This is a genomic window from Burkholderia sp. DN3021 (genome assembly GCF_049805555.1).
Taxonomy (GTDB): Bacteria; Pseudomonadota; Gammaproteobacteria; order Burkholderiales; family Burkholderiaceae; genus Burkholderia; species Burkholderia pyrrocinia_C.
In genome coordinates, this window is record NZ_JBNCAB010000062.1 from 16752 (window position 1) to 41832 (window position 25081).

Annotated in this window: 20 protein-coding genes and 5 pseudogenes; 5 read left to right on the forward strand and 20 right to left on the reverse strand. The window is 60.7% G+C overall.

Features of this window, described 5'->3' with window-relative positions:
* Positions 1–379: 379 nt before the first annotated feature.
* The 4 genes from ACPUER_RS25750 to ACPUER_RS25765 form a co-directional block, all read right to left on the reverse strand.
* Positions 380–841, reverse strand: coding sequence for a MarR family winged helix-turn-helix transcriptional regulator (locus ACPUER_RS25750; RefSeq protein ID WP_175963474.1), 462 nt, complete (start codon positions 839–841; stop codon positions 380–382).
* A gap of 162 nt (positions 842–1003) precedes the next feature.
* Positions 1004–1717 carry an SDR family oxidoreductase gene (locus ACPUER_RS25755; protein ID WP_425132481.1) on the reverse strand — a complete coding sequence of 238 codons (714 nt, stop codon included), beginning with the start codon at positions 1715–1717 and terminating at the stop codon, positions 1004–1006.
* A 72-nt stretch (positions 1718–1789) separates the two neighbouring features.
* On the reverse strand, positions 1790–2164 hold the full coding sequence (locus ACPUER_RS25760) for a hypothetical protein (protein ID WP_175963472.1): 375 nt from the start codon (positions 2162–2164) through the stop codon (positions 1790–1792).
* A 30-nt stretch (positions 2165–2194) separates the two neighbouring features.
* Positions 2195–3076: an NmrA family NAD(P)-binding protein gene (locus tag ACPUER_RS25765; RefSeq protein WP_425132482.1), complete on the reverse strand. Its 882-nt coding sequence runs from the start codon at positions 3074–3076 to the stop codon at positions 2195–2197.
* Positions 3077–3480: 404 nt separating this feature from the next.
* On the opposite strand from ACPUER_RS25765, the gene ACPUER_RS25770 reads away from it, so the two are divergent.
* Positions 3481–4404, forward strand: a complete 924-nt coding sequence (locus tag ACPUER_RS25770) for a recombination-associated protein RdgC (RefSeq protein WP_425132483.1) — start codon at positions 3481–3483, stop codon at positions 4402–4404.
* 436 nt (positions 4405–4840) lie between these two features.
* Here the strand turns inward: ACPUER_RS25770 and ACPUER_RS25775 are convergent, their stop codons facing one another.
* Positions 4841–5794 carry a DUF1176 domain-containing protein gene (locus tag ACPUER_RS25775; protein WP_425132484.1) on the reverse strand — a complete coding sequence of 318 codons (954 nt, stop codon included), beginning with the start codon at positions 5792–5794 and terminating at the stop codon, positions 4841–4843.
* A gap of 279 nt (positions 5795–6073) precedes the next feature.
* On the opposite strand from ACPUER_RS25775, the gene ACPUER_RS25780 reads away from it, so the two are divergent.
* Complete coding sequence (locus ACPUER_RS25780; RefSeq protein WP_076476802.1) at positions 6074–6766, forward strand: formylglycine-generating enzyme family protein; 693 nt, start codon at positions 6074–6076, stop codon at positions 6764–6766.
* 321 nt (positions 6767–7087) lie between these two features.
* Positions 7088–7177, forward strand: a pseudogene (locus tag ACPUER_RS25785) (class II aldolase/adducin family protein); the annotation flags it as partial.
* A 57-nt stretch (positions 7178–7234) separates the two neighbouring features.
* Here the strand turns inward: ACPUER_RS25785 and ACPUER_RS25790 are convergent.
* The 8 genes and pseudogenes from ACPUER_RS25790 to ACPUER_RS25825 form a co-directional block, all read right to left on the reverse strand.
* The gene (locus tag ACPUER_RS25790) at positions 7235–8554 is read right to left on the reverse strand and encodes an MFS transporter (protein ID WP_425132485.1); all 1320 of its coding nucleotides are present in this window, start codon (positions 8552–8554) and stop codon (positions 7235–7237) included.
* A 55-nt stretch (positions 8555–8609) separates the two neighbouring features.
* The gene (tcuB, locus tag ACPUER_RS25795) at positions 8610–9818 is read right to left on the reverse strand and encodes a tricarballylate utilization 4Fe-4S protein TcuB (RefSeq protein ID WP_310136273.1); all 1209 of its coding nucleotides are present in this window, start codon (positions 9816–9818) and stop codon (positions 8610–8612) included.
* Positions 9805–11214 (reverse strand): FAD-dependent tricarballylate dehydrogenase TcuA, encoded by a 1410-nt coding sequence (gene tcuA / locus ACPUER_RS25800; protein ID WP_425132486.1) that lies wholly within the window; start codon positions 11212–11214, stop codon positions 9805–9807. The genes tcuB and tcuA overlap by 14 nt, the downstream gene beginning before the upstream one ends.
* Positions 11215–11277: 63 nt before the next feature.
* Positions 11278–12231, reverse strand: coding sequence for a LysR family transcriptional regulator (locus ACPUER_RS25805; RefSeq protein ID WP_310136269.1), 954 nt, complete (start codon positions 12229–12231; stop codon positions 11278–11280).
* Positions 12232–12865: 634 nt separating this feature from the next.
* A pseudogene (locus tag ACPUER_RS25810) lies at positions 12866–13240 on the reverse strand (IS3 family transposase); the annotation flags it as partial.
* A 159-nt stretch (positions 13241–13399) separates the two neighbouring features.
* A complete protein-coding gene (locus ACPUER_RS25815) occupies positions 13400–14713 on the reverse strand; it encodes a dicarboxylate/amino acid:cation symporter (RefSeq protein ID WP_425132487.1) in 1314 nt (437 codons plus the stop codon).
* A 46-nt stretch (positions 14714–14759) separates the two neighbouring features.
* Complete coding sequence (locus ACPUER_RS25820) at positions 14760–15674, reverse strand: ornithine cyclodeaminase family protein (protein WP_072439539.1); 915 nt, start codon at positions 15672–15674, stop codon at positions 14760–14762.
* Positions 15671–16609 carry a PhzF family phenazine biosynthesis protein gene (locus ACPUER_RS25825; protein ID WP_083534107.1) on the reverse strand — a complete coding sequence of 313 codons (939 nt, stop codon included), beginning with the start codon at positions 16607–16609 and terminating at the stop codon, positions 15671–15673. The genes ACPUER_RS25820 and ACPUER_RS25825 overlap by 4 nt, the downstream gene beginning before the upstream one ends.
* Before the next feature lie 294 nt (positions 16610–16903).
* On the opposite strand from ACPUER_RS25825, the gene ACPUER_RS25830 reads away from it, so the two are divergent.
* Positions 16904–17728, forward strand: a complete 825-nt coding sequence (locus tag ACPUER_RS25830) for an AraC family transcriptional regulator (RefSeq protein ID WP_244096983.1) — start codon at positions 16904–16906, stop codon at positions 17726–17728.
* Positions 17729–18656: 928 nt separating this feature from the next.
* Here ACPUER_RS25830 and ACPUER_RS25835 read toward each other — a convergent pair.
* Together ACPUER_RS25835 and ACPUER_RS25840 are read right to left on the reverse strand one after the other, a co-directional pair.
* A complete protein-coding gene (locus ACPUER_RS25835) occupies positions 18657–19640 on the reverse strand; it encodes an aKG-HExxH-type peptide beta-hydroxylase (RefSeq protein ID WP_425132488.1) in 984 nt (327 codons plus the stop codon).
* Between the two features lie 82 nt (positions 19641–19722).
* Positions 19723–20943, reverse strand: coding sequence for an MFS transporter (locus ACPUER_RS25840; RefSeq protein WP_425132489.1), 1221 nt, complete (start codon positions 20941–20943; stop codon positions 19723–19725).
* Here ACPUER_RS25840 and ACPUER_RS25845 point away from each other — a divergent pair.
* A complete protein-coding gene (locus ACPUER_RS25845) occupies positions 20942–21568 on the forward strand; it encodes a hypothetical protein (RefSeq protein ID WP_425132490.1) in 627 nt (208 codons plus the stop codon). The two genes, ACPUER_RS25840 and ACPUER_RS25845, sit on opposite strands and share 2 nt — an antisense overlap.
* 121 nt (positions 21569–21689) lie before the next feature.
* On the opposite strand, the pseudogene tnpC reads toward ACPUER_RS25845, so the two are convergent.
* The 5 genes and pseudogenes from tnpC to ACPUER_RS25870 form a co-directional block, all read right to left on the reverse strand.
* Positions 21690–22400: pseudogene (tnpC, locus tag ACPUER_RS25850) on the reverse strand (IS66 family transposase); the annotation flags it as partial.
* Positions 22401–22427: 27 nt separating this feature from the next.
* Positions 22428–22613 (reverse strand): annotated as a pseudogene (locus ACPUER_RS25855) (transposase domain-containing protein); the annotation flags it as partial.
* 40 nt (positions 22614–22653) lie between these two features.
* Positions 22654–23889, reverse strand: coding sequence for an IS256 family transposase (locus ACPUER_RS25860; RefSeq protein WP_425132491.1), 1236 nt, complete (start codon positions 23887–23889; stop codon positions 22654–22656).
* Positions 23890–23945: 56 nt separating this feature from the next.
* Positions 23946–24923: pseudogene (locus tag ACPUER_RS25865) on the reverse strand (IS30 family transposase); the annotation flags it as partial.
* Positions 24924–24972: 49 nt separating this feature from the next.
* The coding region (locus tag ACPUER_RS25870; protein ID WP_425132492.1) for a transposase domain-containing protein at positions 24973–25081 on the reverse strand (109 nt) is incomplete at its 5' end.

Consider the following 25081-nt stretch of genomic DNA (forward strand, 5'->3'; position numbering starts at 1 on the left):
ATCAGAGCCGCAGATAAACTCGGGAAGCCAAAGCAGCTTTACGTCTGACCGATGACTATCCTGTTACCCGATACACTGCAAGCCACTCGCGAGTAATGCGGCAGTACCTGCGGCCTCTCCGACAAGGCTCGGCGCACAACCTACGCCAAGACCTAAGCTCACCCTTTTGGGGATCGGCCGGTACCGCCGCCGGCTGCCGACGTCTGCGAGAGGCGACCGCCGCCCCACTCCGGACTCTCGACCCAGTACGAAATCAGCGGCTGCAAGCAAGTGCGGATTCAATCCGCCCATGCCGCATTCGTGTTTGTCGACGCCTCGTCACTTCCTATCGTCCCGGGCAGCGGCGGTCTCGTGCGTTTGCGGCAATTCTTGTGGACCGTCAGTCCCCGGGGGGGCGTACCGTCACATCGCCGACGACCACTCCTCTAAGCCCCTCCCGTAGCGCCGCGACATTCTCTACGCCGTTCAACTGCTCGAACTCCCGCTGCGCTTCCCGCCATAGCGGGGCCGCTTTTTTGTGCAGGCGCCGTCCTTCTTCGGTGAGCTCGACAACGCGGCTTCGACCGTCCGTGGGCGAGGGCTTGATCGCGACGAAGCCGTCGCGCTCAAGGAAGCCAACCATCTTCCCCATCGCCGTCCGTTCGATATCGAGCCGTTCGGCAAGAGCGTTGACCGCGGCACTTCCCACCTCGTCCAGTGCGGCCAGGGTGAGGAATTGCGTAATGCGCAGGCCCGCCGGCTCGAGATGGCTATCGTAGAGGCGGGATATCTGCCTGCTCGCCTTCCTCACTGCGAAGCAGTTGCATTGATCGATTCCAAGCGGCTGGTCGAACGGCAACATCTGGTTCCACTCCTCATTTCTTTTGATTGCCGGAATGCTACGCGCACGCGCGAAGGTACGGCGGTATCTTTCGATGAAAGTCGACACTGAAAACGTTGGCGCCCCGGCAATCTGCGCGCCTCAAGTCTCGCCCCCGTAGCCGACTCTCGTCATCTGCGGCGTTTAAAGCCCTTCCGGCGGAGTAATGTAGCCCGGCACCTCAGCCGCTAGCGTACTCTTTAGCACCGCTGTACCCTCGTCGGCCATAACCTCGCTCTTGCCGGCGGCGAGAGCATCATAGGTCCGCCGCACAACATCCTCGGGGCTGGCTTTAGGCACGTCAATGCCATTGGTCAGGTCGGTATCCACGAATCCGACGTGCAGGCCGAGAACCTGGATGCCACGCTCATGCAGATGAAAGCGAAGCTGGTTCGTATAACTCCATGCTGCTGCCTTTGACGCCGCATACGGCGTCAGATACGGCCGCGGAAGCCACACGATGTCGGAAAGCACGTTGATGATCGCCGCATGCCGCTTGGCCGCCAATATCTGCTCGAAGGCCTGCGTGACGCGCACTACGCCGTAGTAGTTGGTATCGAACATGCGAGTGGATTGCGCTTCGACGTCGGCCGCCATGGGCCCGTCGATCAGCGCAGCTATGCCCGCATTGTTGATCAGCAGAGTCGTATCCGCCGCCTGTTTCGCAGCTGCAGCGATCGACGCCGTATCCGTAACATCGATCTTGACCGGCACAATGCCCGGCTCTTCAAAGCCATTCGTGTTGCGCATGCCCGCGTACACTTTCGTCGCCCCGCGACGACGTGCCTCTCGTGCAAAAGCCAGGCCCAGGCCGCGATTGGCGCCGGTGATAAAGACGGTGGCGTTCTTGATTTCCATGACAAGCTCCTTTTTTAAAGCCGCGCGCTCCGGGGAGATGCATCTTCCTCCGCTGGCCTGCGGGCGCCTGGTTCAAAGAAAAAGGTTTTCCGGAAGCTGCTTTGAAAGTGCCACCCGCAGATGGGCAGCGAGAGTCAGCACAGCGTCAAGCGGGCTCATCCGTACGCTAACGCGCGGCACTGATCCGTCGGAGTTGTGGTCGACGACGACGACCGCACTCAGGTTCTCGCCGCTCGTCAGAACGGCCTCGTACTCGAGAAAGAGCCGCGAACCGACAGCCTGAACAAATGTGGGCGTCTGCGAGGCGTAGAACGTTCCGACGGTGTTGACTGCCAGCCGGATTTCGTCGCGCCCTGATACGGGGCCACGCAACACCGAGCTGACCAACTCTGCATCAGTTGTTAGATCGTCCAGAAACGGGTGACGCTCGTCTTGAGTGTGTGCCATTTTCAAACCTCGACTCGTTTGGGGTTGTGCTCACGCGAATACGGCTCGATTCCGAGTGACGAACTGCTGGACCGAGAGTGGCGGCTTTCCGGTAATTTTCTCGATGACATCGTTGGTACCCGCGAAGACGCCGTCACGGTAGTTCTGAGCAACCTCGACCAGATGCTGCGTGAGGAACGGTGGAAATTTGTAGAGATTTTCCATCTTGATCCGAAACTCCTCGATGGAACTTGGCTCGTATTCGATCCGGGCTCCGAGAGCCTCACTCATCGCCGCGGCGATCTCGGCATGGTTCATCTCGACGGGACCATGGAGCGTATAGATCTTGCCCTCGTGGCCTTCGGGATTGGCCAGGACATGGGCGATAACCCGCCCCTGATCATCAGTGGCGATGGGTGCGTGACGGCCATTGCCAAAGGGAAATTCGATCTTTTTCCGGGCCCAGATCTCCTTCGCAAAATGCGGATAGACGAGCCAATCGGCAAAGAACGTGGGGCGCAGATGTGTAGTCGGAACGCCCGACCAATCGAAGACCCGCTCGGAAACCCAGTGATCCTGGGCCGCGTGGCTTTTCGACTCCCGGCGCGCGGAAATCTGCGACATGTTGACGATCGCCTTGACGTCCGCCTCCTTTGCGGCCTGCGCGAAATAAGCTGCAGCCCCGATGATTCCTGGCGCGATCGGATGGAGAAAATAGGCCGATCGGATTCCTTCCATCGCTGCACGGATGTCATTGATGTCGGTGAAGTCTCCAACGGCGATATCGACTCCGCGCTGCCTCAGGGCGGCTGCCCGATCGTCGTCCGTGCGCACATATGCGCGCACGCGCCTGCCCATCTTGAGCAATTCGTCGATAGCGATACCTCCGGTCCGTCCGGTTGCACCGCTCACAAGTATTTCGGCCTGGTTCATGGCTTGGCTCCATTTGGAAATAAGAGCATATGCTCTCTTGCAGCCAAGATAGGAGCATATGCTTCAATTGTCAAGGCATTCTTTTCTTGTCTGCGCTGGACGCGATGTCGCGCCCCCTGGGAACGCTATGCTTTATCGGGCCGAAGGCATTGGGGGGACGGATCGACGGGCTGTCTGGCTACCGCCATGCCCCGAAGTTGCGGGCAAAGCACGTGAGCCTCGCGCACGGCGACAGCCGGACGTCCGTTATGGCCGACGACGCAACGCACATCGTTCACGGTCGAACGGCGGTTCACAGGGGCGGAGCGGACGCACGAATATCCACGTGGCGGCCTGGATGAATGGCGCTTCATGGCCTGGAAGCATCACCGTCATATAGAATGGTGCGCTTTGCCCGTACTCCTATGTGGTTCAAAAATCTTCAGCTTCATCGTCTTCCGGCGCCTTGGGCCGTTACCCCCGATCAGATGGAAAAATGGCTGGCGCCCCACGCGTTTCAACCGGGCAGCAGCGTCGAGATGCAGACCTTCGGATGGGCGTCGCCGCGTGACGACGGCGCGCTTGTGTATTCGATCAACCGGCAGATGCTGCTGCTGTTTCGTGCCGAAAAGAAGCTGCTCCCGGCGTCGGTCGTCAATCAGGTAACCAAGGCCCGGGCGCTTGAAGTCGAGGAGCAGCAGGGCTTCAAGGTGGGGCGAAAACAGCTGCGCGAACTCAAGGAGCAGGTTACCGACGAACTGCTGCCGCGCGCGTTCACCATTCGCCGCGATACCCGCGTGTGGATCGATACGGTGAACGGCTGGCTCGTCATCGATGCGGCTGCACAGGCTCTTGCCGACGACGTTCGCGGCCTGCTCGTCAAATCGATCGATCAGTTGCCGCTCGCCGGCGTTCATGTGGCGCTTTCGCCGGTCGCCGCGATGACGGATTGGCTGCTGTCCGGCGAGGCGCCGGGCGGATTCACCGTGGACCAGGACGCCGAGTTGCGCTCGAGCGGCGAAGGCGGCGCCACGGTGCGATACGTCGGCCACGCGCTGGAAGCGAACGACATGCGCCGGCACATCGAGGCCGGCAAACAATGCATGCGCCTCGCGATGACCTGGGATGACCGGATCTCCTTCGTGCTGACACCGTCGCTGACGATCAAGCGTGTCACGCCGCTCGACGTGATCAAGGAGGCGACGGATCCCACCGCGCAGAACGACGATGAACGCTTCGACTCGGATGTCACGCTGATGACGGGTGAATTGGGGCGGATGCTGACCAGTCTCGTCGATATCCTGGGTGGCGATCAGCACGACTCGATTCATAAGGCGGCGGCAGCCTGAACTCCGTCGGCGGTCGAGGATCATCGCGCCGCGACGGCGAGGCTTCGCGCTGACGCGACATTTCGAGGAGGACCGTCGCCGCCCTGGCGGCGGGTCGCGGCTGGGCGCTCGCGACTCGGAGCGACCCTTCTCGTCAAACTTCCAGATCCATCGACCGCGCGACCTTAGCGCCACCTCCGGCCATCAATCGCGAAACTTTGCCGTCGTCAATGTCGAGCACACTTTGATGACGTCTGGAGACGGTGGTTGCATCAGTCGCTCCTGTCCGATGACGATCTCCCGGTCTTTGATATGCCCATGTTCATGGAGAAAGCACGCCAGAGGGCCAGCGGCCGTTCGTGCCGCTGATGCCTCACTGATGCCAGATCGTGGCGCGAACATACGCGCCGCGCTCGCAACCGAGATCGAAGGCGCCTGCGGGAACATAGGTGTTTCTTTACCTCTTTCGCGACAGATAGAGTGTGGGCCAGTCACCGGGCCCAACACCACCACAGGTATTCTGCTGCGACGCAGCCGAAATCTGAAATGCCTGACCATCCCAGATCCATTCGGCCCGAAAACCGCAATCAGCCAGCCCGCGCCCCTTGGCAAAAGTCGATAGGACGCCAGTAGCAGGGTCAAAGCTCGGTTCGAACAGTGAGGAGTCTAAAACTTCCCCCGCAGGATCTCTCAGCTTGATGGGCTCCGGTGCTCCTCCACCAATGCGCGGCGCGATAAACACGTCCGATGATCCTTGGTAGGCTCCCTGAATGCATGGGAGAAAAACCAACGCCTTCTGTGTGTTGAGCGCATACGCCGCTTCTTCGAGATACTTTGACGCATTGTTCTCGCAACTACTGGCGTCCCGGATATGTTTCGTGCGCGTGATCAGGCTCTTTTCCTCTTGATCGGGCAACTGCGAAACGATCTTCCGTGTCGGTACGACCGGTAGTGACGGTGCGAGTGTGACTCGGGAGGCCGGTGCAGGGCCCTTGCGGATCAGTGCGGTAACACCCCCGATTCGTCCCTGTCGATCATCGATGCGCAACAGCGCGGCGACCATGCAATCGAGAGGAATATAAGCGCTTGCTTCCGAACCGACTTGAAGCTTTGTGCCATTGCGAAGCCGGGATACGAAGGCTGCCACGGCCGCCGGCCGCGTTGCCGACAAAGTCGCCACATTATTGGCGTAGTCGACACGCCAGGCCGACTCGTCCAGCCGCAGTGGCTCTCCATCGACACGCAGGTCACCGAGATCGATGCTGTCGTTGGTTACGACATTTAGCCGTGCTTCGAGCGAGCTGCTTGGCCCGGCCGCGCGAATGAAGCGCAAGTCTGCGCTGGATTCGCCACCGTCTGCGAAACCCTTCGCCTCGCAGGTCAAGCTCAACGCCGTAGCCAGACGGCTCAATGAGCGTCCGCGAAAGACACTAAACTTCGATACACCGGCTGAGCGATTTCATCAATTCGTTGCATCGACGGGTTGAATCCGCAAACATACAACAGTCGCTCGCGCGACGTCAGCTTCGTCCGACTATCGAACGCGCGCGCTTTTGATCCAACGCATCCTTCGTTTTGGCGCACCTCGCTACCCACTCATGCTGCTTCCGTTAACGCGAGGTAAGCCCTTGTGAGATACTGCATTGGAGGCCTTTGCCGCTGTAAGCAGCTTCTATTGTCATGAAGAAAAATGGAACATCTGTCTGAAACACTCGATATACAAACGATACGCGTTCCCGCAGGAACGATTGCATTGAGGGACGACAGAATTGGCCGTAGATGGTCTGTCGACCTACCGCACTTTTTGATCGGCCGCTATCCCGTCACTCAGGCGCAATATGCTGCGGTAACCGGACAATGGCCATCGTCATATGTCGCCGCGCAATGTCCAGTAGTCAACGTATCCTGGATTGATGCCGCCCAGTTCTGCAACATGCTTTCAAAGGCGGCCGGCCTTCTCGACTGTTATGAATTTCATGGCGATGGAACGGGGGCTTCTCTTGTCCCAGAAAGTAACGGCTATCGCCTGCCCACCGAAGCTGAATGGGAGTACGCTTGCCGCGCCGGAACAAATGGTCCGAGATACGGCAAACTCGGCGATATAGCCTGGTATAGAGAAAACTCGGGGGGGCACACGCATGAGGTGGGTCAAAAGCAAGCAAATGACTGGGGGCTTTTCGACACGCTAGGAAACGTTTGGGAGTGGTGCGCCGATCTATACGACCCAGAAGTCTATGGTTCGTATCGCGTGTTTCGTGGCGGTGGTTGGGCTGATGCCGAACGAGGCTGCCTTGCTACGAATCGACGTCGTAGCCATCCGACATTTGCAATCGATGATCTTGGCTTTCGGGTTGCCCGATCGCTTGACGCTCGTGATGGGTAATCGCGAGCACATCCGGCTTTGTCGACCAGCAGTGTTGGACGAATCTGGGGCTTGCCCGACAGCGGGCTGTTGAAGCACATCAAGTAGCGACGCGACCGAGGGAACATCCGTTATCTAAGTGCGGATTCAGGCGCTCAGCCATTGGCATGTGAGCCGGTAAAATCAGTCCGTCAACAGGTGATCGATATATGCGGCCAATGCCAGCCGCACGTTCCGATGATCGTTTGCCGACATGCAGATGAAAAATTCCCGGCAAGCCCACTCGTTGGTCAGTCGAATAGGCCGTCAGCCCATAATCTGCGCGCCGGGCACATGAGCAATCAACCACAGACGCGCCGCTCTTACGGCAAGATGGAGTGGCCTGCGTTGCTGCGCAAGCTGGACCGCATCGACCCTTCTTGTCGCCGCTGAAAACGCGAAAGCCCGGTGCAACGCCGGGGTTACGTAAACGGGCCGATGCAATCGCTATCAGGCCGACGATGCCGCCGACGCGTTGCTGCCCGCGCGGCGACGGTACAGCCTGAGCGTCGCGCACAAGCTGCAGAGCGCAGCGAAGCTCAGCCAGTAGCCTGGTGCGGCCTTGTCATGCAGGACCTGAATCAGATACGTCGATACCGCCGGCGTAAAGCCGCCGAACAGCGCCGTCGCGAGACTGAACGCCAGCGAGAAGCCCGCGACGCGCACTTCGACCGGCATCACTTCGGTGAGCGCGGCGACCATCGCGCCGTTATACATGCCGAAGAAGAACGAGAACCACAGCAGAACGATCAGCATGCGCGCGAAGCTCGGTGCATCGGAGAGCCAGGACAGCGCCGGATAAGACGTGAAGATCGCCAGCATGGAAATGGCGAGCAGCAGCGGCTTGCGGCCGATGCGGTCGGAAATTATGCCACCGATCGGCAGCCAGACGAAATTCGATGCAGCCACAAGCAGCGTGACCATCAGGCTGTCGGAGGTGGACAGCTTCAGCACCGACTTCCCGAAGGTCGGCGTATAGACGGTGATGAGATAGAAGGTGGTGGTGGTCATCGCCGTCAGCAGCATGCCGCCGATGACGGTGCGCCAGTTGCCGAGCAGTATCGCAAAAATCTCGCGCGCCTGCGGATGATGCCGCCGCGCTTCGAACGCTGCGGTCTCCTGCAGCGAACGGCGCAGCATGAACTGGAACGGCACGATCGCGCAGCCGATGAAAAACGGCACGCGCCAGCCCCATGCACCGATCTGCTGCGCGGACAGCCACTGGTTCAGCCCGTAACCGATGGCCGCCGCCAGGACGATGGCGACCTGCTGGCTCGCCGACTGCCAACTCGTGTAAAAGCCCTTGTTATCGGGCGTCGCCATTTCCGCGAGATAGACAGACACGCCGCCCAGTTCCGCGCCCGCCGAGAAGCCCTGCAACAGACGCCCGAGCAGCACGAGCGCCGGCGCGAGCAGGCCGATCGTCGCGTACCCAGGCACGCAGGCAATCAGAATGGTGCCGCTCGCCATGATCGACAGCGTAACGATCAGCCCGGTGCGCCGTCCGACCTTGTCGATATACGCGCCGAGAAAGATCGCACCGAGCGGACGCATCAGAAAGCCCGCGCCGAACACCGCGAAGGCGAGCATCAGCGAGGCGAACTCGCTGGTGGACGGGAAAAAGATCTTCGAGATCGATGTCGCGTAGAAGCCGAACAGAAAGAAATCGAACTGTTCGATGAAATTGCCGCTGGTCACGCGCAACACGGCGGCGGCCCTCGTCATGGGCGAAACGCCGGAGGTAGCGGCGATCGATTCTGTGCGGTTCATTGCGTCTCCTGCTTCTTATCTATAGTGACGGGCGCCCAAGGCGCCCTAGTGACTGCTAATCCGAACTGAGGCTCAGTGTGTTGCGTTGCCGCTTCTCTATCGACGATTTGAGCAACGCCGCCGAGCGGAAGATGCCGTGCGCGAACTTGCCGTAAGGCAGCGTGGCGAACAGCGCCATCACGATGCCAAGATGAATCGCGAGCAGCGACGGCATCGCCGAGGTCGTGCGGAGCGCGAGCAGCGTGAGACCGGATGCGCTCGTCAGAAGCAGGAGCGCGATGAAGCCGCGGTCCATCGGACGCTGACGGGCATCGCCCCGCTCCGGAACGCGTTTCAGGTTCAGCCACAGCAGTCCCGCCGCCCCCGCAATCAGCCCAATGCCGCCCGCGGTTCCCAGCAGCACCGGCACGCTCAGAAACGGATACGGCGCTTCCAGACCAAATGCATAGTGATAGAGCGTCGCAACTGCGGTTGCTGCAAAGCACAGCATGAAGCCGTAGAACGTCAGGTGATGGAAACGACGCCGCGCCAGTGTGAAGGCATCGCTCTCTTCGTTGCAGCCGTCGCCGTGGCCGCCGTCCAGGTACTTGAGCGTCAGCGCGTTCTTGGCCGCTTCCGCGACGGCTGGCGCGCTCGCCGTTCCTGCCGACACGTCGCGCCAGAAACGCGTGACGCCCACGCCGAGCGCGAGAATGGCGAACAGGAAAACGATGCCAAACATCGCCGCGAGCAGGTTGTGCGGGAAGATCGCGTAGAAGTTCGCTGGCGCGACATCGCCCGACAAGCCGCCGTGTAATGCCGTACCGAGCAGCAGAAACAGCGCGAGTCCGGCCGCCAGTGCCACCGACAAAGTCAGGCCGTTGCGTTTGTACAGCGCGCCGAACGACGCGGGAAACGCGTATTCGGTGTAGGTTTCGAGCCGGACTTCGGCCATCGCTTTCGGCACGTTCACGCCGAATTCGTGCGGCGGCGCGTATTGGCACGCGTGATAGCACGCGCCGCAGTTGTGGCAGAGATTCGCCAGATAGTTGACGTCCGACTTGCCGAATTCCAGGCGGCGCGTCATGGCCGGGAACACGGCGCAGAAGCCTTCGCAGTAGCGGCAGGCGTTGCAGATCTGCATCTGTCGTGCCACTTCGGTTTCGCCGGCGCTCATCGGCACAATGGGGATCACGCGCGCCGTGCTGCCGTGCGACGTTTTTTTCGTATCGACCGATAACGCCGTGCGCATGCGTTCGGGCGCGAGCGGGTCAGACTGCTGCACTGGTTGCCTCCGTCGTTTTGAGTACGGCGCGCGCGGCCTGCGTCCCGGCGATGCGCCCGAAGGCCGTGCCGATCGACATGCCGACGCCCGCTGTATAGCCCTTACCGAGCACGTTGCCGGCCATCATTTCGCCGGCCACGAACAGGTTCTCACTGGCTTTGCCGCCAAAGTGAACCTGCGCACGGTCATTGGTCTTTAGTCCGAGATACGTGAACGTGATGCCTGGCCGCAACGCATAACCGTAAAACGGCGGCGTCTCGATGCGGCGCGCCCAGTGCGTCTTGGGCGGCGCGAGACCTTCGGTGTGGCAGTCGTCGAGCGCGGTGTGGTCGAAGGTACCGTCGCGGCATGAGTCGTTATAGCGCGCGAGCGTTTCCATGAAGCGCGCTTCCGGCAGCCCGAGCTTGCGCGCGAGTTCCGGCAGCGTATCGGCCTTTTCGCCCGGAAACACCGGCGGCATGAAGCGGCCGATTGCTTTCGAGTCGATGATCGAATAGCCGATCTGCCCCGGTTGATGCGCAACGAGCCGTCCCCAGATTGCATAGCGCTTCGGCCAGAAATCCTCGCCTTCGTCGTAAAAGCGCTCGGCGTCACGATTCACCACGACGCCCAGAGACACGCAGTCGATGCGCGTGCAGATGCCGCCGTCATACAGCGGCGCGCGTGCATCGATGGCGACGCAGTGTGACTGCGACGGGTCGCCGATCATGTCCGCACCGGCGTCGGTCATATGCTTGATGAGCACGCCCTTGTTGAAGCGCGTGCCGCGAATCAGGAAGTTGTCGGCGGGCCATTCGCCGCGCTCGTTTTGCCCCCACGCTTCGCGCAGCCATTCGCGATTTGATTCAAAGCCGCCTGCCGCCAGCACGCAGGCGCGCGCCTCGAAGCGCTGGCTGCCGCTGCGCGCCGCGATGAAGAGGCTGCCGTCAAGTTCAAGCGAATCGACGGGTGTTTCATAGCGGATATCGACGCCGAGCGCTTCGGCGCTGCGGTAATACGCGTTGACGAGCGCCTTGCCGCCACCCATGAAGAACGCGTTGGTGCGGGCCACGTGCAGCGCGCCGGACAGCGGCGGCTGGAAGCGTACGCCGTGCTTCTGCATCCACGGCCGGCACGACGACGACGCGCGGATCGTCAGCCGCGCGAGATGCTCATTCGTGATGCCGCCGGTGACTTTCAACAGGTCCTGCCAAAATTCCTCTTCCGGATAGGCATCGACGAGAACGTCCTGCGGCGCATCGTGCATGCAGCGCAGATTGCGCGTGTGTTGCGAGTTGCCGCCGCGCCATTCGCGCGGCGCGGATTCGAGAAGCAGGACCGAGGCGCCCGCTTCGCGCGCCATCAATGCGGCACACAGCGCGGCATTGCCTCCTCCGATTACGAGCACATCGACCATCAGACTTGTCTCCTTTTGGACAAATCGTAAAGGTCTCGTGCCCGCGTCGCTACCAGCCAGCCGTCAAGGGGTCTTCACTTTTTGTGAAGGCCGAGGCTCCCGCAGCCGCGCACCGGGCCAGCGCCCCTCCTGCACCAGTTGACGGGCGACATCGGCGAGCACCACGCGCGCAGCGAGACCGGCGGGAGACAGTTCGTCGTCGGAGATGCTGGCGAGCATGTTGTGCCGTGTGGCGTATTTATCCGCGACGGGCACGCTCGTCAGTATCACGTTCTCGGGCCTTGCGAGCGCCGCGCCAGGCTGTATGGTCGCGCCGATGCCGGTGCGGACGAAGTCCATCAGGAGTGCAAGGCCGTCGACTTCGGCGACGATGTTCGGCTCGTATTCGGCGCGCCTGAACGCTGATAACAGCAGCGAACGCAGCCCATGCGTGCCGCTGGGAAGAACGAGCGGAAGCCTGCCGAGATTTTTCAGCCGGACGGATGCGCTCGTCGGCATGCCATCGAGATCGCCCGCGCCGATCAGGAACAGCCGCTCGTCCAGCAGCGGCAGCACGCTCCAGCGTTGTGCGGACTCCTCGCGGAACAGCACGGCGAGATCGATCTGACGCGCGCTCAGCATGGATGCAAGATAGCCGGAGAGACTTTCGACCATGTGCAGCCGCACATCGGGATAGCGCGAGCGCATGGCCTGCATGAATGCGACACCTAGCACGCTCGCCGTGCTCGGCGCCATGCCGACGCTGACATGGCCCGACAGACGGGCTGAGCGTGCAGCGAGCGCGGCATCGTCGATATGACGCAGCGCGAGTTGCGCCTGACGCCAGAACGCCAAACCTGCGTCGGTTGGAACGACGCCGCCCGAGGTGCGTTGCAGCAGACGTGTGGACAGTTCACCTTCGAGACGGCTGATCTGCTGACTCAATGCCGAGGTCACCACGCCGAGTTCCAGCGCTGCCTTGCCCATGCTTCCGTGTTCCACGGCGCTGAGAAAATAGCGTAGTTGTCTGAGTTCCATTCCGCGATCAGTCAGGAGGAGTAAGCGGGTATTTTGACAGAACGTCGTCGGACCATCCTCGGCATAGGCGCCGCAACGCGTCCCCTATAGCGTCTGCGACCGGCGTGAAAACGGACTCTCGAATGACCTTCCAACGGCCCGGTTGAATCCGCCACCCTCAACAGCCGTTCAGGCTCCCTCTACCGCAACGACCGCTTCCAAGCCGCACCCGCCGCTCGCCTGACCGAGTTGGCCAGATAGGCGTCCTGCGAATATCCTGCGCTATCAACCACGCCTGAAATCGCAAAGGCTTCGTCTTGATCGTGTATCGTTTGTCAATAAAGTTGAGCGGCATATGTGAATAAAATCAATGGCTTGCAGAACATTCTGCCATGATTGCTCGCTTCATTTTGCCATACAAGTTGAGCAAAATCCGCTGAATTGACACGAAATACGAGCACTCGCTAATAGGCTTGATTCTTCCCAAGATGTGGCGGTCTATCGATCGATTTTCGTCAAGATAGGCCGAGCACTATAGCGGAAGTGGCCTCCCACGCCACCTCCGCTAACAACTCTAGTCGGCGGGACTAGCATTGACGGGAGCCATCATCAAATGCGTCAGGGCTTCCGCCACTTGTCCGGCTTCCCGGCACGCCGCAGCCTGCTCGGACACCAATGAAGCAGCTGGTCGGCCGGCCTTGCCAACCACGCATTTCCTGGCCTCCGGATAGCGCTCGCGAACCCACTTCGACAGTTTCTGGCGACAGGGATAGCCCAATCTCCTGAGGATGAAGGCGAAGCAGCGCCCGTGGTTGACGTAATGCCCGAGTGCTACTTTCATTCTTCGGAGTACATCGGCATTACGCGAACATACCCCCGCTGCAGATCGCCGCTCTTCTCGAGTTCGTTACACCACGCCTTCAGAGAATTCTTCGTCAAATAACCCAACGGGCGAATGGTCGCCTTGCTTCGCCCCCCCGAGTTGCAGATACAACTCGACCGCCCGAACGCGTTCTTGGTATGAATACATGGACTACCTCCAAAGTAGTCCACGATTTTGTCCGCATCCCCGGTGGGTTAAGACTCGGTGAAAATCAACACTCTAGCCACTGCGGAAGGCGAGCGTCACAGCAGATCACAACGCAGCCTTTTCGGCAGCCTACGCTTATAGAGTGGTTGGAGCAGCACCTCACACTCCCGCAATAGCCCCTTCGTCGTCCGAGCGAGTCCCGTCCTTGTGATGTCCGCCGGCATCATCGACCGAAACATCCGCGGACGACGGCGCGAGCACGTTTTCCCATTTCGCGACGGCGGCCGAGGCGACCGCATTACCCAGCACATTGGTCGCCGTGCGCCCCATGTCCAGGAAATGATCAACGCCGATGATAAGGAGCAGCCCGGCCTCGGGGATATTGAACTGGCCCAGTGTCGCGGCGATGACGACCAAGGAGGCGCGCGGCACCCCGGCCATGCCTTTGCTGGTCAGCATCAGGATGGCAAGCATCGACAACTGCTGCACGAACGACAGATGAACGCCATACGCCTGCGCAATGAACAGCGTGGCAAATGTGCAGTACATCATCGTGCCGTCGAGATTGAACGAATAGCCGATCGGCAAAACGAAGCTCGCGATACGTTCGGGGACACCGAAACGGACCAGTTGTTCCAGCATCTTCGGATAAACGGACTCGCTGCTGGCCGTACTGAAGCCGATCAGCATCGGCACGCGCATGAAACGCACAAGCGAAAATACCCTGCGCCCGAACAACACGCCACCGGCCAATACCATCAGAAGCCATAGCACGATCAGGCTTCCGTAGAATTCGCCCATGAACCGGCCAAAGGTTACGAGAACCGACACGCCGCGCGTCGTCACGACGTTCGCGATCGCACCGAACACCGCGAAAGGCGCGAGCGCCATCACATAGCCGGTCACTTTCAGCATGACGTGAGCGACCTGGTCGAGCATGCGAACGACGAGTTGCGCCTTGTCGCCCAGCGTCGTAAGCCCGACGCTGAAGAAGGCGGCGAACACCACGATCTGCAGGATTTCGTTGTTCGCCATCGCCCCCACAATGCTGCTGGGCACTAGATGCGCCACGAATTCCTTGGGCGACAGCCCGCTCGTGCTCAACCCGGTCGAGGCGTTGATCGCGGGCAACGGCAGGTTGAGCGCGCTGCCGGGCTTCAACCAGTTGGCGATCAGCGCGCCCAGCGCGAGCGAGATGAACGACGCGAAGAGAAACCAGCCCAGCGTCCTGATCCCGATGCGGCCCACCGCGCGCACATCGCCGATCTTCGTCACACCGATGACGAGTGAGCAGAACACGAGCGGCGCGATGATCATCTTGACCAGGCGCAGAAACACGTCGGCGAGAAGCGAGAAATAGCCGCCGACCTGGTTGGCTGCATCCGCGTTGGGCAGCATCGCGTGACAGGCAACGCCGATTGCGATGCCGAGCACCATCCCGACAACAATGCGTGCAGCAAGAGGAAATTTCATGAGTGTCTCCAAGCGTATCTTTGACAAACGACATTGACGAGAGGCGTCACGCGCCAAGCCGCAGGTAAGCCATATGCGCGACGGCCGCGTCCTGCAGGGCGATGCCGACTGCCTTGTAGATCACGATGTCGGGGGCGTCCCGTGCGCGCTGCTCGTCGGCGCCGATGACGGTCGAAAGGTCCACCATCGTCCTGCTGTCGATCACGGCACGCGACGGGCGCAGCAGGTCACCCGTTTCGAACGGCGTCTGCTGCATCCAGTCCACGACGATGCGCGAGGCCGCGAGCAACGACGCGTCGTCGAGTTCGCGTTGATCGGGACGCGTCGCGCCGATACTCGCGACGAATGCCCCCGGTCGTAGCCACTCGCCGCGTATGACCGGTTCGGATGCACGCGTTGCGACGACAACGATGTCGGCCGCGGCGCACGCTTCGGCATCGACCACCGATACGTTGAGACCGAACCGATGCCCGAGGCTGTCGGCAAGTGCATGCGCGGATACGGCATCGCGGCTGTGAATCATCACTGCGCGCAATCCGGCTCGTCCGGCCAAGGCCTCGGCATGAGCCCGCGCCTGCACGCCACTGCCGAACAGTCCGAGGCGTCGGCTCCCCGGACGCGCCAGATGTCGGGCCGCAAGCGCGGTGGTCGCGGCCGTGCGCACGCCCGTGATCGCATCGCCCTCGAGCATCGCGAGGAGCCCGCCATCGACGAGCGAAAACAGCGCGATGTAAAAGCGGAACTGGCCGTCGATCGTCGTGTACATCTTTATCGCCGCGACCTTGGCCAGGCCCAGCATTGCGCTCATTGCGCTGAACTTCACGTCGGACAAGCCGATGCGTGCGCGAGGCTGAACGGCCGCTGTGCCGTTCTGCAGGTCAAGATAGGCATCGCGAATGGCGTCCGATGCGAGGCGCACGTCGAGCACTGCCGCGATCTGGTCGTTGGTAAAGATCTTCATTGCTGCGGCTCCAGCATCATGCTTTCGACTGCGCCGCTGATCCAGCAGCCCGCGTCGGCGTTGTCGGGGTCTCGCATTTCGACCCGGATGCTGGACGGCTTGCCCATCGCGTACCCTTGATGCACGGTCATGCCCGACGCGCCGTGCGCGAGCAGGCCGTAGTGCAACGCACCGTAGAGGGTCGCGGCCGCGGCGATACCCGTCGCCGCATCTTCCGGATACCCGGACGAGCGCGGAAACTGGCGCGCGTGCACCTCGAGAGGTTGTGTACGCTCGACCGCAAACGGATAAAGGCCCGTCGATTCGAGCTGGTCACATAGCGCCTGCACCTTTTCGAAGGACGGCGTCAGTGCATGAAGTCGCTGCACCGAGCGAATCGGTATCAGCGTCTTGGTCCGGCTCGTCGTGGCGTTGACGATGCCGAGAGCATCCAGATCGTCAGCATCGATGCGCAGCACATCGCATATCGCGGCGTGCAGCCGCGCGTCTTCGATCGATTGCACGATGCCTTTGGGCTGGCTCACTTCGATGGATTGCGTGCTTTCGTCAAAGCGAGCGTCGACGATGCCGCTCAACGTCTCGAGCGTCGCGACGCGGGATGTCCAGCGGCCAAGCCGCCGCAGAAGCCACAATGCGCCGAGCGTCGCATGACCGCACATCTCCATCTCGTGCCGGGGGACGAAGAAGCGCAGACGATACGTGCTGCCCGTATCACGCGGTGCGCACACGAATGCGCTTTCGTGACCGTAGCGCGCGGCGATCGCCATCATCTCGTCCGCCGACAGCGAATCCGCATCCAGTACGACGGGCGCGGGGTTGCCGCCGCCCTGCCCTGCGGGAAAGACGCGCACGAAATGCATGCCACCGTGCGGGGGTAACCGGGATGTGGCATTGGGGGAATGAGGCAACAAGGACGGGACATTCTCGACCGACATGAACTGGCTCCAGCGTGTAAGTGACGCCAGCATGCCGAACGGGAACCAAAGTTTCGCCGCCTATTGGGCCACGACAAGCACACAACCGGGCCAATCGGGCGTCCGGCCCACCGCGCGGGAGTCCGCGCACACCCGTGTTTTCCCTGAGAACCGGGCTTGGCTGGCTGCGTGAGTGCCCGGCTACGTGCACGGAAGGTTGTACCGCTATACTGGGACATCCCATTGATACAGCGGTCCACAAGGCCCGCTATGGCCAGTCGCTACCCACCGCATGGAGCGCCCAAGGGTAAATTCGTGAAGCACTATCCGACCGCCAATACCCACTTGTCCGAAAATCGCATTGCCGATGTTCGGCAGGTTTCGATCGGCGATTACCGCACGCAGCCCCACGAACATGACGAGTACATGTTCTTGCTGCCGCGCACCGGCCAACTGATCCTGAACGTCGAATCGAACGCCTCGCCCTTGCGCCTGGCGCCCAAGTCGTTTGTCGTGGTGCCGCCGCAGCGCCTGCACGATACGCACGGCTATCGGAAGGAGCAGGAACACGTCGCCGTCTATGTGGCGAGTGATTTCGTCGCGTTCTGCGAGCGCAAGGCGCAAAGAAGCCTGTCGTGCGCGAAGATTGCCATCCGGTCCGCGCCGTTGGCGCTGCTCAACGCGGTGCGTCTCGCCACCGACACCGGTCAGCACGACGTCGGCGAACTCGCGGCCTATCGGCGGGAACTGACTAACAAGACGTTGGCGGCCACGTGCGTCGAAGCGGGACTGATCGCGGGCCATCTGCCGTTGACACCCATCGACGCGCGCCGTGAACTCGTGAAAGACATTCGGGGATTTCTCGACGCGACACTCGATCAATCGATGGGGCTCGATCGCATTGCCTACGAGTTCGGTCTGTCACGGCGCACGTTGACGCGCCTGTTTCGCGACGTCACTGGCGAATCCATCGTCGACTATCAATCGCGGCAGCGTGTGCATCACGCCACGCAGCTATTGCAATCACCCGGCATGACGGTCGTTATGGCGGCGGCAGCGGTCGGTCTCGATTCACCGTCCTATCTCGCCCGCCTGTTCCGGAAGCACGGATTGGCGCTACCGCGATCCTTCAAGGCGTAACCTCGAAGTGCACATGCCCGAAGCGCCGATGGCGACGCGGCATCCCCGGATCTTCTGAAGGCTGAAATGTGCCAGCCTCAGTACTCGGGCGCGAGGAGGACGTATCGTCAGTCTAGAATTTGCCATCTATTTCCCTGACCTGCCTTATTTCTTCGGGCCATTTCAATCTTGGATAACGGCCCCGGTTGAATCCGCAATCGACCCGGAGCTGCCGGTCGCGGATGCAAGGTAGCTTGCCAGGAAGCCGCCGTCCGACACTGCTCGTCGGCAACGCACACTCACGCCCAATCTGCTCTTTCGCCAAGTTCGATTCGACGCCCGAATTCAGTCGTTCGACTCCTGGGATTCAACGGCCTAAGAACACTGTAAACCGGTGATTGCATGGGCCGGGAAGCGAGAGGGCCGCGATCTTTTGGGCCAGCGGAATGTCCGTTTCCGCACTGCATGGCGAACATCGGTATCATTGCGCCAGATGCATACTGGTAAAGGATGCGATATGCAACACGCTGGCCCCGACGCGCTTGATCGACCCGAAAGTGTGTTGCGTCGATTGTGCGAGATACCGAAACTGACTGAAAGGTCGCGAGGAGTATTTTATTGCAGCAGTAAAGCATTCCTTCATTTTCACGAAGATCCGACCGGGCTCTACGCCGATTTGCGCCGGACCGAATCGTTCGAGCGATTCCCGATGAATTCGAGGGCCGAGAAAGATGAGTTTTTGCGTCTGGTTAGTCTTGCAGTGGCGAAACCGGGGGAGCGTTGAATCCTCGGTCGTTAACCGACCGCATCAACCGGAGCACGCGGTGGCGACTGCACGTCTGTCCCGATGCGCGCAAATCCACCGTGACTTTGCAGTAGCGTCTTTGCCTTCCCGCAACAGCCCTGATTTGCGGTCGAGCAGCTTGGGCGCTTTGGCACGCAGCCTCAATCAGCAGGACGCCAGCGATTTCGCACAATCCTGCCCCTCATGAATCAATTCCCGCGCGACGTCGGACAAAACGCCATGACGCTCGATCGTCGAGAAGCCGGCATCGAGCCGGGCATGGTACAGCCCGAGCATCTCCTTGATCGTGGCCCGATCGGCGTCAGATAGCACCGCACGCTCAAGAATGCGCGTAAACGCAACCAATAGGCGTTGTATGACAAACGTCGCGTGATAGATCGCAAGCATGTCGCGGGCATCCCGACGCAGCGGAGACGCATACTTTGTTTCCGGGCTGTTGTGAACGAGTTCCTCGCGCAGATTGATGCCATATAGGTAGGTATGCGCCGCCTCGTGAACCAGCTTGTCGAGCAGGAAGATCCAGCTCAGGTCGATCTCCCCGTTCACGAGAATCATCGATTGAAGCTTGTCACCCGTTAGCGATAACGCACGCTCGCTGGTCGCACCGGCGGATTCAAAAAAGACGATCGAGCCGACGAGGATCTCGATCTCCGCGGCGAGTTCCGCATAAGCGGCTTCAAGCACCCGAACGCCGTGTGTCATGGCCGCTTCCGCGAGTTGCTCCTTTTCCCGGGGCAGAGGCCGCAAGACAATCTCCGTATAGGAGGTGCCGCCCGAGATTTCGTCCAGCACCTCACGCAGCAACTCGCGATCGATGCGCGACGCCGGCGTGAATCGAGGCAGCGTTTCGTATCGGTCGCGCGCCATGACCATGAGCAGGCGCGACGCTTCCGGCAACTTGTTCAGTTCCGCCAAGCGGATCACATAGTGGTAAGCGAAGCTGTGAAATCCATTGAATCCGGCGGGCTGCAAGGCTGCGAAGTGCGCGTGGACGCTGTCGGGAAACAGCGCCGGCGCGTGGGCCGTGAGCTGTTCGAGCAGATCCTCGTACGCGGACTTCAGTTGGGATTTGAACCCCGTCGACAGCGACGAAGCCACACCCGCCAGCGGAAGAAAGGGATAGGTCATGACAGTGATTGAAGGTCGAACAGTTCTCGATTGGTTTGGAGATAGTGGGGCAAGCCACTATCTCCGGAATTGAGCATGAGCCTCAACGGCCTGGAAAAGACGATGCAGAGGAGTGCAAGCACGAAAAGTTCGCTGCCGTAGATGATGACGGCGTCGGGCGACAGTGTCTTGAGGGCCACGCCCGATATCCAGATGCCGAAAGGAGCGGCAGCGGTGCAAGAAACATCAGGCTCGATTCCATGCCGGTGCGGTGTCCTTCCGGAATCGCCATCGCCCGCTTCGAATTGACGGTAACGTTGAACGTCGTCAACCCGACACCCAATGCGAAACCCAGCACGCACCAGGTGACGAGATGGTGCGTGCAACCGAACGCAAAAATGGAGGCGCCGATCATTCCGATGCCGACGCTCGAAATTGCATGATCGGAAGCGATGCGCCGGGCTTGCTGGATCAGCAAGGCAGAAGCCCCCAATACGCCCGCGCCCAATGATAGCTCGATGCAGGCCACGTTCAGCATCGTGCCGCCCTCCGCGAGAACCTTGGCTGGCAACAGGAAGAATACGAACGGGACGAACAGCATGTTGGCGAGCAGCGACGCCGCCGCGATCGCCCGCTCGGCTCGAATGCCGAGTACCCGTTGCATCCCGTGGCGCAGGTCCCGGAAGAACGACGGTGCCGGCCCGGCACGCGTTCGCACGGGCTGCACCGCACTGAACGACATGTGGAAGACGAGCGAGGCCACGACGCCGAGACAACTGCTCGCGGCACTCAGCCAGAGCGCGGACTCGCCTCCGAACGCCCCGATCATGAAGCCCGCCAGCGTCGGGCCGAACAGGATGTTCAGGATGAAACCCGATGCCTTCAGGCGCAAGCCGCTGCGAACCTCGTCGGCATCGGGCGAAATCTCGGGTATCAGCGGGGTGCTCAGCGGCATCAGGGCCGCCACGGCGATGCTCGAGGTCACGCTGGCGATGACGATAACGACGACAAGCCAATTCGCGTGGGTGGCGTGAAGCGTACGTGCGCCGCCGACGACCGGGATCACCGATGCAAGTGCGAGCAGCGATGCACCCAGCAACACGGTACTCTTGCGGATTCGCTCGGCGACAACGCCCACGAATGGAAGGAACAGCAAGGTCGTCGCCCACGTCGCGATCAGCGTCAGCGTGAGCGCCGACGGGCTTGCGATGTCCTTCAGCAAAAGCCACGTGGCATAGAACTGCAGGATGCGCGACGAAACCGTCACGGCCGCGTCGGCGAACACATAAGTCACGATCAGTTGCCATCGGGTCGAGGGCATCATGCTATTCGCTCTTCTGAAACTCGTCGGCAACGGATTTGAAAATGGTTGCCGCGTTGAACGCCCGTGCGTTCCCGGCAAAAACCTGCACCTGAATGAATACCTCGCGAATTTGTTCGATCGGTATGCCGAGGTGCAGGGCGGCGCCAAGTTGAAAACGCAACTGATTCTCGCAGCCGCCCATGGCGCTGATTACCCCGAGCGTGACGAGGTGCCGTGTCTTCAGATCAAGGCCGGGTCAGCGATACGCGTATCCGTAAATGTCGGAAGCCAGTTTATCGACGAGATCGGGAAATACCGGCCGAACGGTCTCGTTGGCCAGCCGGACGCCGTCTGGATTGAACATCTGAAGCAGGTCGCCGTTCTGTTCGATGGGGCTCATCGGTCGCCTCGGTCCGATATGGCGGATCCCGGGATCCGCCGTCGACAATTCACTACGCTGCCGTCACTTCAGGGCAGTTGTAATCGCGTGGACGATTTTGCTTTGTGCACCTTTCATGATCATCTTGTTTTCGATCTTCATCTGAAGCTCCATGTATGGAAAATTAAGGATATCAGAAAGAAATGTTCGGAATCCATGCAGTTCTTCTCAAACCGCGGAGTAATGCTTGCAGGTAAACAAATTTAGGTAAAGCAAAAAAATATTAGATGCATTGCCGGGAATTTGATGAATTCAATCGTATGCGATCCATCAGCGACGCCCCTCAGAGTGAGATGGCGAGGCGCGTGAGATGTGGCAGGAACGTGGGTCAGCGGAGATCGGCGGGCATCATCCAGGGCAACAGCGCGTCGTAGTCGTCGACGCTCTTTGCCAGCGGCAGACGCTGGAACAGCCAAGTGAGGTAGCGGTAGGGATCAATGCGATTCGCGCGGCACGTCTCGACCAACGAGTAAAGGTTCGCGCTCGCCTCGACGCCATGAACGGTGTCGGCGAACAACCACGAGCGGCGTCCAACGCAGAACTGGCGAATCGAGTTCTCGCAGGGATTGTTGCTGATGGGCCAGTTGCCGTTCTCGACGTAGCGGATCAGCTTCGGCCATTGCTCACGCAGATAGGTCAGCCCCTTGCCGAGCAAGCTTTTCGGCATGACGCCCGGCGATTGCTCGAGTGCAAGCGCATGGATGGCATCGAGTACACGGACGCTGTATCGCCGTCGCAAACGCTGTCGGCGCTCGACCTCCCACGTTTCGGTGCGCGCTTCCGCGGCGAACAGCCTGCCAATCAGCTTGATGAAGCGCGACGCGAGTAGATCCGATGTGCGCGCGGCTTTCGGCACGCTGTCCTCCGCCTTGACGAAGTAGCGTTTCACGTGCTCCCAGCATCCGAGGTGTTCGAGCTCGTAACGCTGCGCGATGTCGTTGTAGGGTTCGTAGCCGTCCGTCATCAGGACCGCGCCCTTGCGGATGCCGGCGAACAGTTTGTCAGCGAGCTTGGTACCTCGTCCGGGCGTATAGGTGAAGCGTATGCGGTCTTTTAACGACGCCCATCAGAGGTTTGGAGTGGCAGGCATGCTCCATAGCATGAGGGCCGCGTAGTCGTCGGCGGTTGCAGCGAGAGGCAGCTTCGTGAACAGCCAGACGAGGTAGCGATACGGTTCGATGCCGTTCGCCTTGCAGGTTTCGACGAGCGAGTAGAGATTGGCGCTGGCCTGCGCACCGGCAACCGTGTCGGCAGGAGGTATCCGGAATTTCGTGTGTGAGGCGGGTTGAGATTCAGACTCCAATGTTGAATCGTTCCGGGTAAAGCAGCGCAAACTGGGTCATGGCGCTCTTCCAATCGTGCCGGGAGCCGGTCCACTTGGCAACGACGTTGCGCAGGGCCAGCCAGATCAGTTTGAGCGCGGCCTCGTCCGACGGGAAGTGGCCGCGCGCCTTGATGATCTTCCGAAGCTGCATGTGCAGCGACTCGATCGCGTTGGTCGTATATACAATTTTCCGGATGTCGGGCGCGAAGGCATAGAACGGAATCACCTGATCCCAGGCCCGGCGCCAGAGTGCGGCAATCGGGGGGTATTTCGTACCCCACGGGCTCGTATCGAACGCATCCAGCGCCACGGCGGCTGCTTCGGCCGACGGTGCCCGGTAGACCTCCTTGAGCGCCGCTGCGACCGATTTCCTGTCTTTCCAGCTGGCGAAGTCCAGCGAGTTCCGGATCAGATGCACGATGCAGGTCTGGACCGTCGTTTCCGGGAACACCGTGTTGATCGCTTCCGGGAAGCCCTTCAGGCCATCGACCACGGCGATCAGGATGTTCTGCACGCCGCGCAGCTTCAGGTCGTTCACCACCCGCAGCCAGAACTTAGCCCCCTCGGTCTGCTCGATCCAGAGGCCCAGCACGTCACGTGTGCCGTCGCGGCGCACGCCCAGTGCCAGGTAGATCGCTTTGTTGCGCACAACGCCTTCGTCGCGGATCTTGACTCGCAAGGCGTCGAAGAACACGACCGGGTACATCGGCTCGAGCGGCCGCTGCTGCCATTCGCGCACTTCGTCGATCACGGCATCGGTCACCGTGCTGATGAAGTCCGGCGACACCTCGATGCCGTACATCTCCAGCAGGAAACCCTGAATCTCCCGCACGCTCATGCCGCGTGCGTACATCGCGATGATCTTGTCGTCGAAGCCGGTGAAGCGTCGCTCGCCCTTGGCGATCAGCACCGGATCGAAGGTGCCTTCGCGGTCGCGCGGAATCTCGACGTCGAGCAGGTCGTCGTCGGTCGCGATGCGCTTGCGGCTGGTGCCATTGCGATGGTTCGTGCGCCCTACCGGCTTGGCTTCGCCCTTCTCGTAGCCCAGCGCGCGCTCGAAGATCGCCTTCTTGAGCGCAGCGAGCTGCTCGTTGATCGTTGCGCGGTCCAGCGTCCCGGGCACCAGTTGCTTGATCAGTTCCGGGTCCAGGTTCAAGCCCTTGCCCGGCTCAATCGTCACTTCTTCCTTGCGTTTGCGTGGCATAAAGTGGCTCCTTGGCCATCAGTTTATGCCTCACACACAAAGGTTCGGATAGGCTCGCGTTGCCAGGGATGCTGGGGATCGCAGAAGTAGACCTTGATGTCCGTCGCGACAGTGAAGCGCTTGTGGCCAGCCATCTCCGTGCCCCGATCCCACGTCAGCGATTTATACAATTCCTGTGGTAGCTTGCCGGCGTGTCTTATCAGAGCATTGACGACAGCCTCAGAGTCCTTGCTGGAGATCTTTACCAACATCACGAACCGGGTCTGGCGTTCGACGAGTGTTGCAATCTGACTGTTGGCGTTGCCGAACAGCAGATCGCCTTCCCAGTGCCCGGGTATTGCTCGGTCCTCGGCAGTGCCCGGGCGTTCACTGATTGATATGGCATCGCGGATGTTCGTACGATCCTCGGTCTTCAGTGTGTGTTGACGCGATCGACGCATGGCCCGAGAACGGCGCAGGTGTTCCAGCAGCTCTCTTTTCAGCGCACCACGGGCCTGGATATAGAGGCTCCGATAGATAGTCTCGTGCGACACCTGATAGTCCTTGTTGACCGCATACACGTGCTTGAGCCAACCCGCAATCTGCTCCGGCGACCACTGCAATCGGAGCTTGCTTGCCACAACCTGGGCGAGTGTCCGATTCCTGACCAGCTTACATGTCTTTGGGCGCCGTGCGCGGTCCCAGGCGAGCGCGTCGGCCTGGCTCGCCCGATAGTCCTGCCTTCCGCCATTTCGCTGCACCTCGCGGCTGATCGTAGATGGTGCACGTCCTAATCGCGCCGCTATCGATCGGATCGACTGGCCGGCGACGACTGCGCGCGAGATTTCCTCGCGCTCGGCAAGCGTCAAGGCAAGCTGGGAGCGGTGTCGAGGCGCTGGCTGTATTCCGCCAGTTCTGGCAAGAATCCCCTGAATAGAGGAATGGTGGCGATCGAACAGTTGGGCAATCTGATGGAGCGTGTCACCTTTGCGCCACCGCTCCCACATCAGTGCCTTTTGAGTCTCAGTGTAGTAGATCCTGCGCCGCTGCTTCATTTGCAACACCTCCACTGCTTACGCGTATGCGGTCTTTTAACAACGCCCCTCAGCGGTTGAGGGCGGCAGGCATTCTCCAAGGCATGAGATCGGCATAGTCGTCGGCAGTTGCAGCGAGCGGCAACTTGGTGAACAGCCAGACCAGATAGCGATACGGC

Bases quoted from the DNA above. Each gene is read 5' to 3' on its own strand.
- ACPUER_RS25750 (WP_175963474.1), bottom strand. From the start codon at position 841: ATGTTGCCGTTCGACCAGCCGCTTGGAATCGATCAATGCAACTGCTTC.
- ACPUER_RS25755 (WP_425132481.1), bottom strand. From the start codon at position 1,717: ATGGAAATCAAGAACGCCACCGTCTTTATCACCGGCGCCAATCGCGGC.
- ACPUER_RS25760 (WP_175963472.1), bottom strand. From the start codon at position 2,164: ATGGCACACACTCAAGACGAGCGTCACCCGTTTCTGGACGATCTAACA.
- ACPUER_RS25765 (WP_425132482.1), bottom strand. From the start codon at position 3,076: ATGAACCAGGCCGAAATACTTGTGAGCGGTGCAACCGGACGGACCGGA.
- ACPUER_RS25770 (WP_425132483.1), top strand. From the start codon at position 3,481: ATGTGGTTCAAAAATCTTCAGCTTCATCGTCTTCCGGCGCCTTGGGCC.
- ACPUER_RS25780 (WP_076476802.1), top strand. From the start codon at position 6,074: ATGGAACATCTGTCTGAAACACTCGATATACAAACGATACGCGTTCCC.
- ACPUER_RS25790 (WP_425132485.1), bottom strand. From the start codon at position 8,554: ATGAACCGCACAGAATCGATCGCCGCTACCTCCGGCGTTTCGCCCATG.
- tcuA (WP_425132486.1), bottom strand. From the start codon at position 11,214: ATGGTCGATGTGCTCGTAATCGGAGGAGGCAATGCCGCGCTGTGTGCC.
- ACPUER_RS25805 (WP_310136269.1), bottom strand. From the start codon at position 12,231: ATGGAACTCAGACAACTACGCTATTTTCTCAGCGCCGTGGAACACGGA.
- ACPUER_RS25815 (WP_425132487.1), bottom strand. From the start codon at position 14,713: ATGAAATTTCCTCTTGCTGCACGCATTGTTGTCGGGATGGTGCTCGGC.
- ACPUER_RS25820 (WP_072439539.1), bottom strand. From the start codon at position 15,674: ATGAAGATCTTTACCAACGACCAGATCGCGGCAGTGCTCGACGTGCGC.
- ACPUER_RS25825 (WP_083534107.1), bottom strand. From the start codon at position 16,609: ATGTCGGTCGAGAATGTCCCGTCCTTGTTGCCTCATTCCCCCAATGCC.
- ACPUER_RS25835 (WP_425132488.1), bottom strand. From the start codon at position 19,640: ATGACCTATCCCTTTCTTCCGCTGGCGGGTGTGGCTTCGTCGCTGTCG.
- ACPUER_RS25845 (WP_425132490.1), top strand. From the start codon at position 20,942: ATGCTATTCGCTCTTCTGAAACTCGTCGGCAACGGATTTGAAAATGGT.
- ACPUER_RS25840 (WP_425132489.1), bottom strand. From the start codon at position 20,943: ATGATGCCCTCGACCCGATGGCAACTGATCGTGACTTATGTGTTCGCC.
- ACPUER_RS25860 (WP_425132491.1), bottom strand. From the start codon at position 23,889: ATGCCACGCAAACGCAAGGAAGAAGTGACGATTGAGCCGGGCAAGGGC.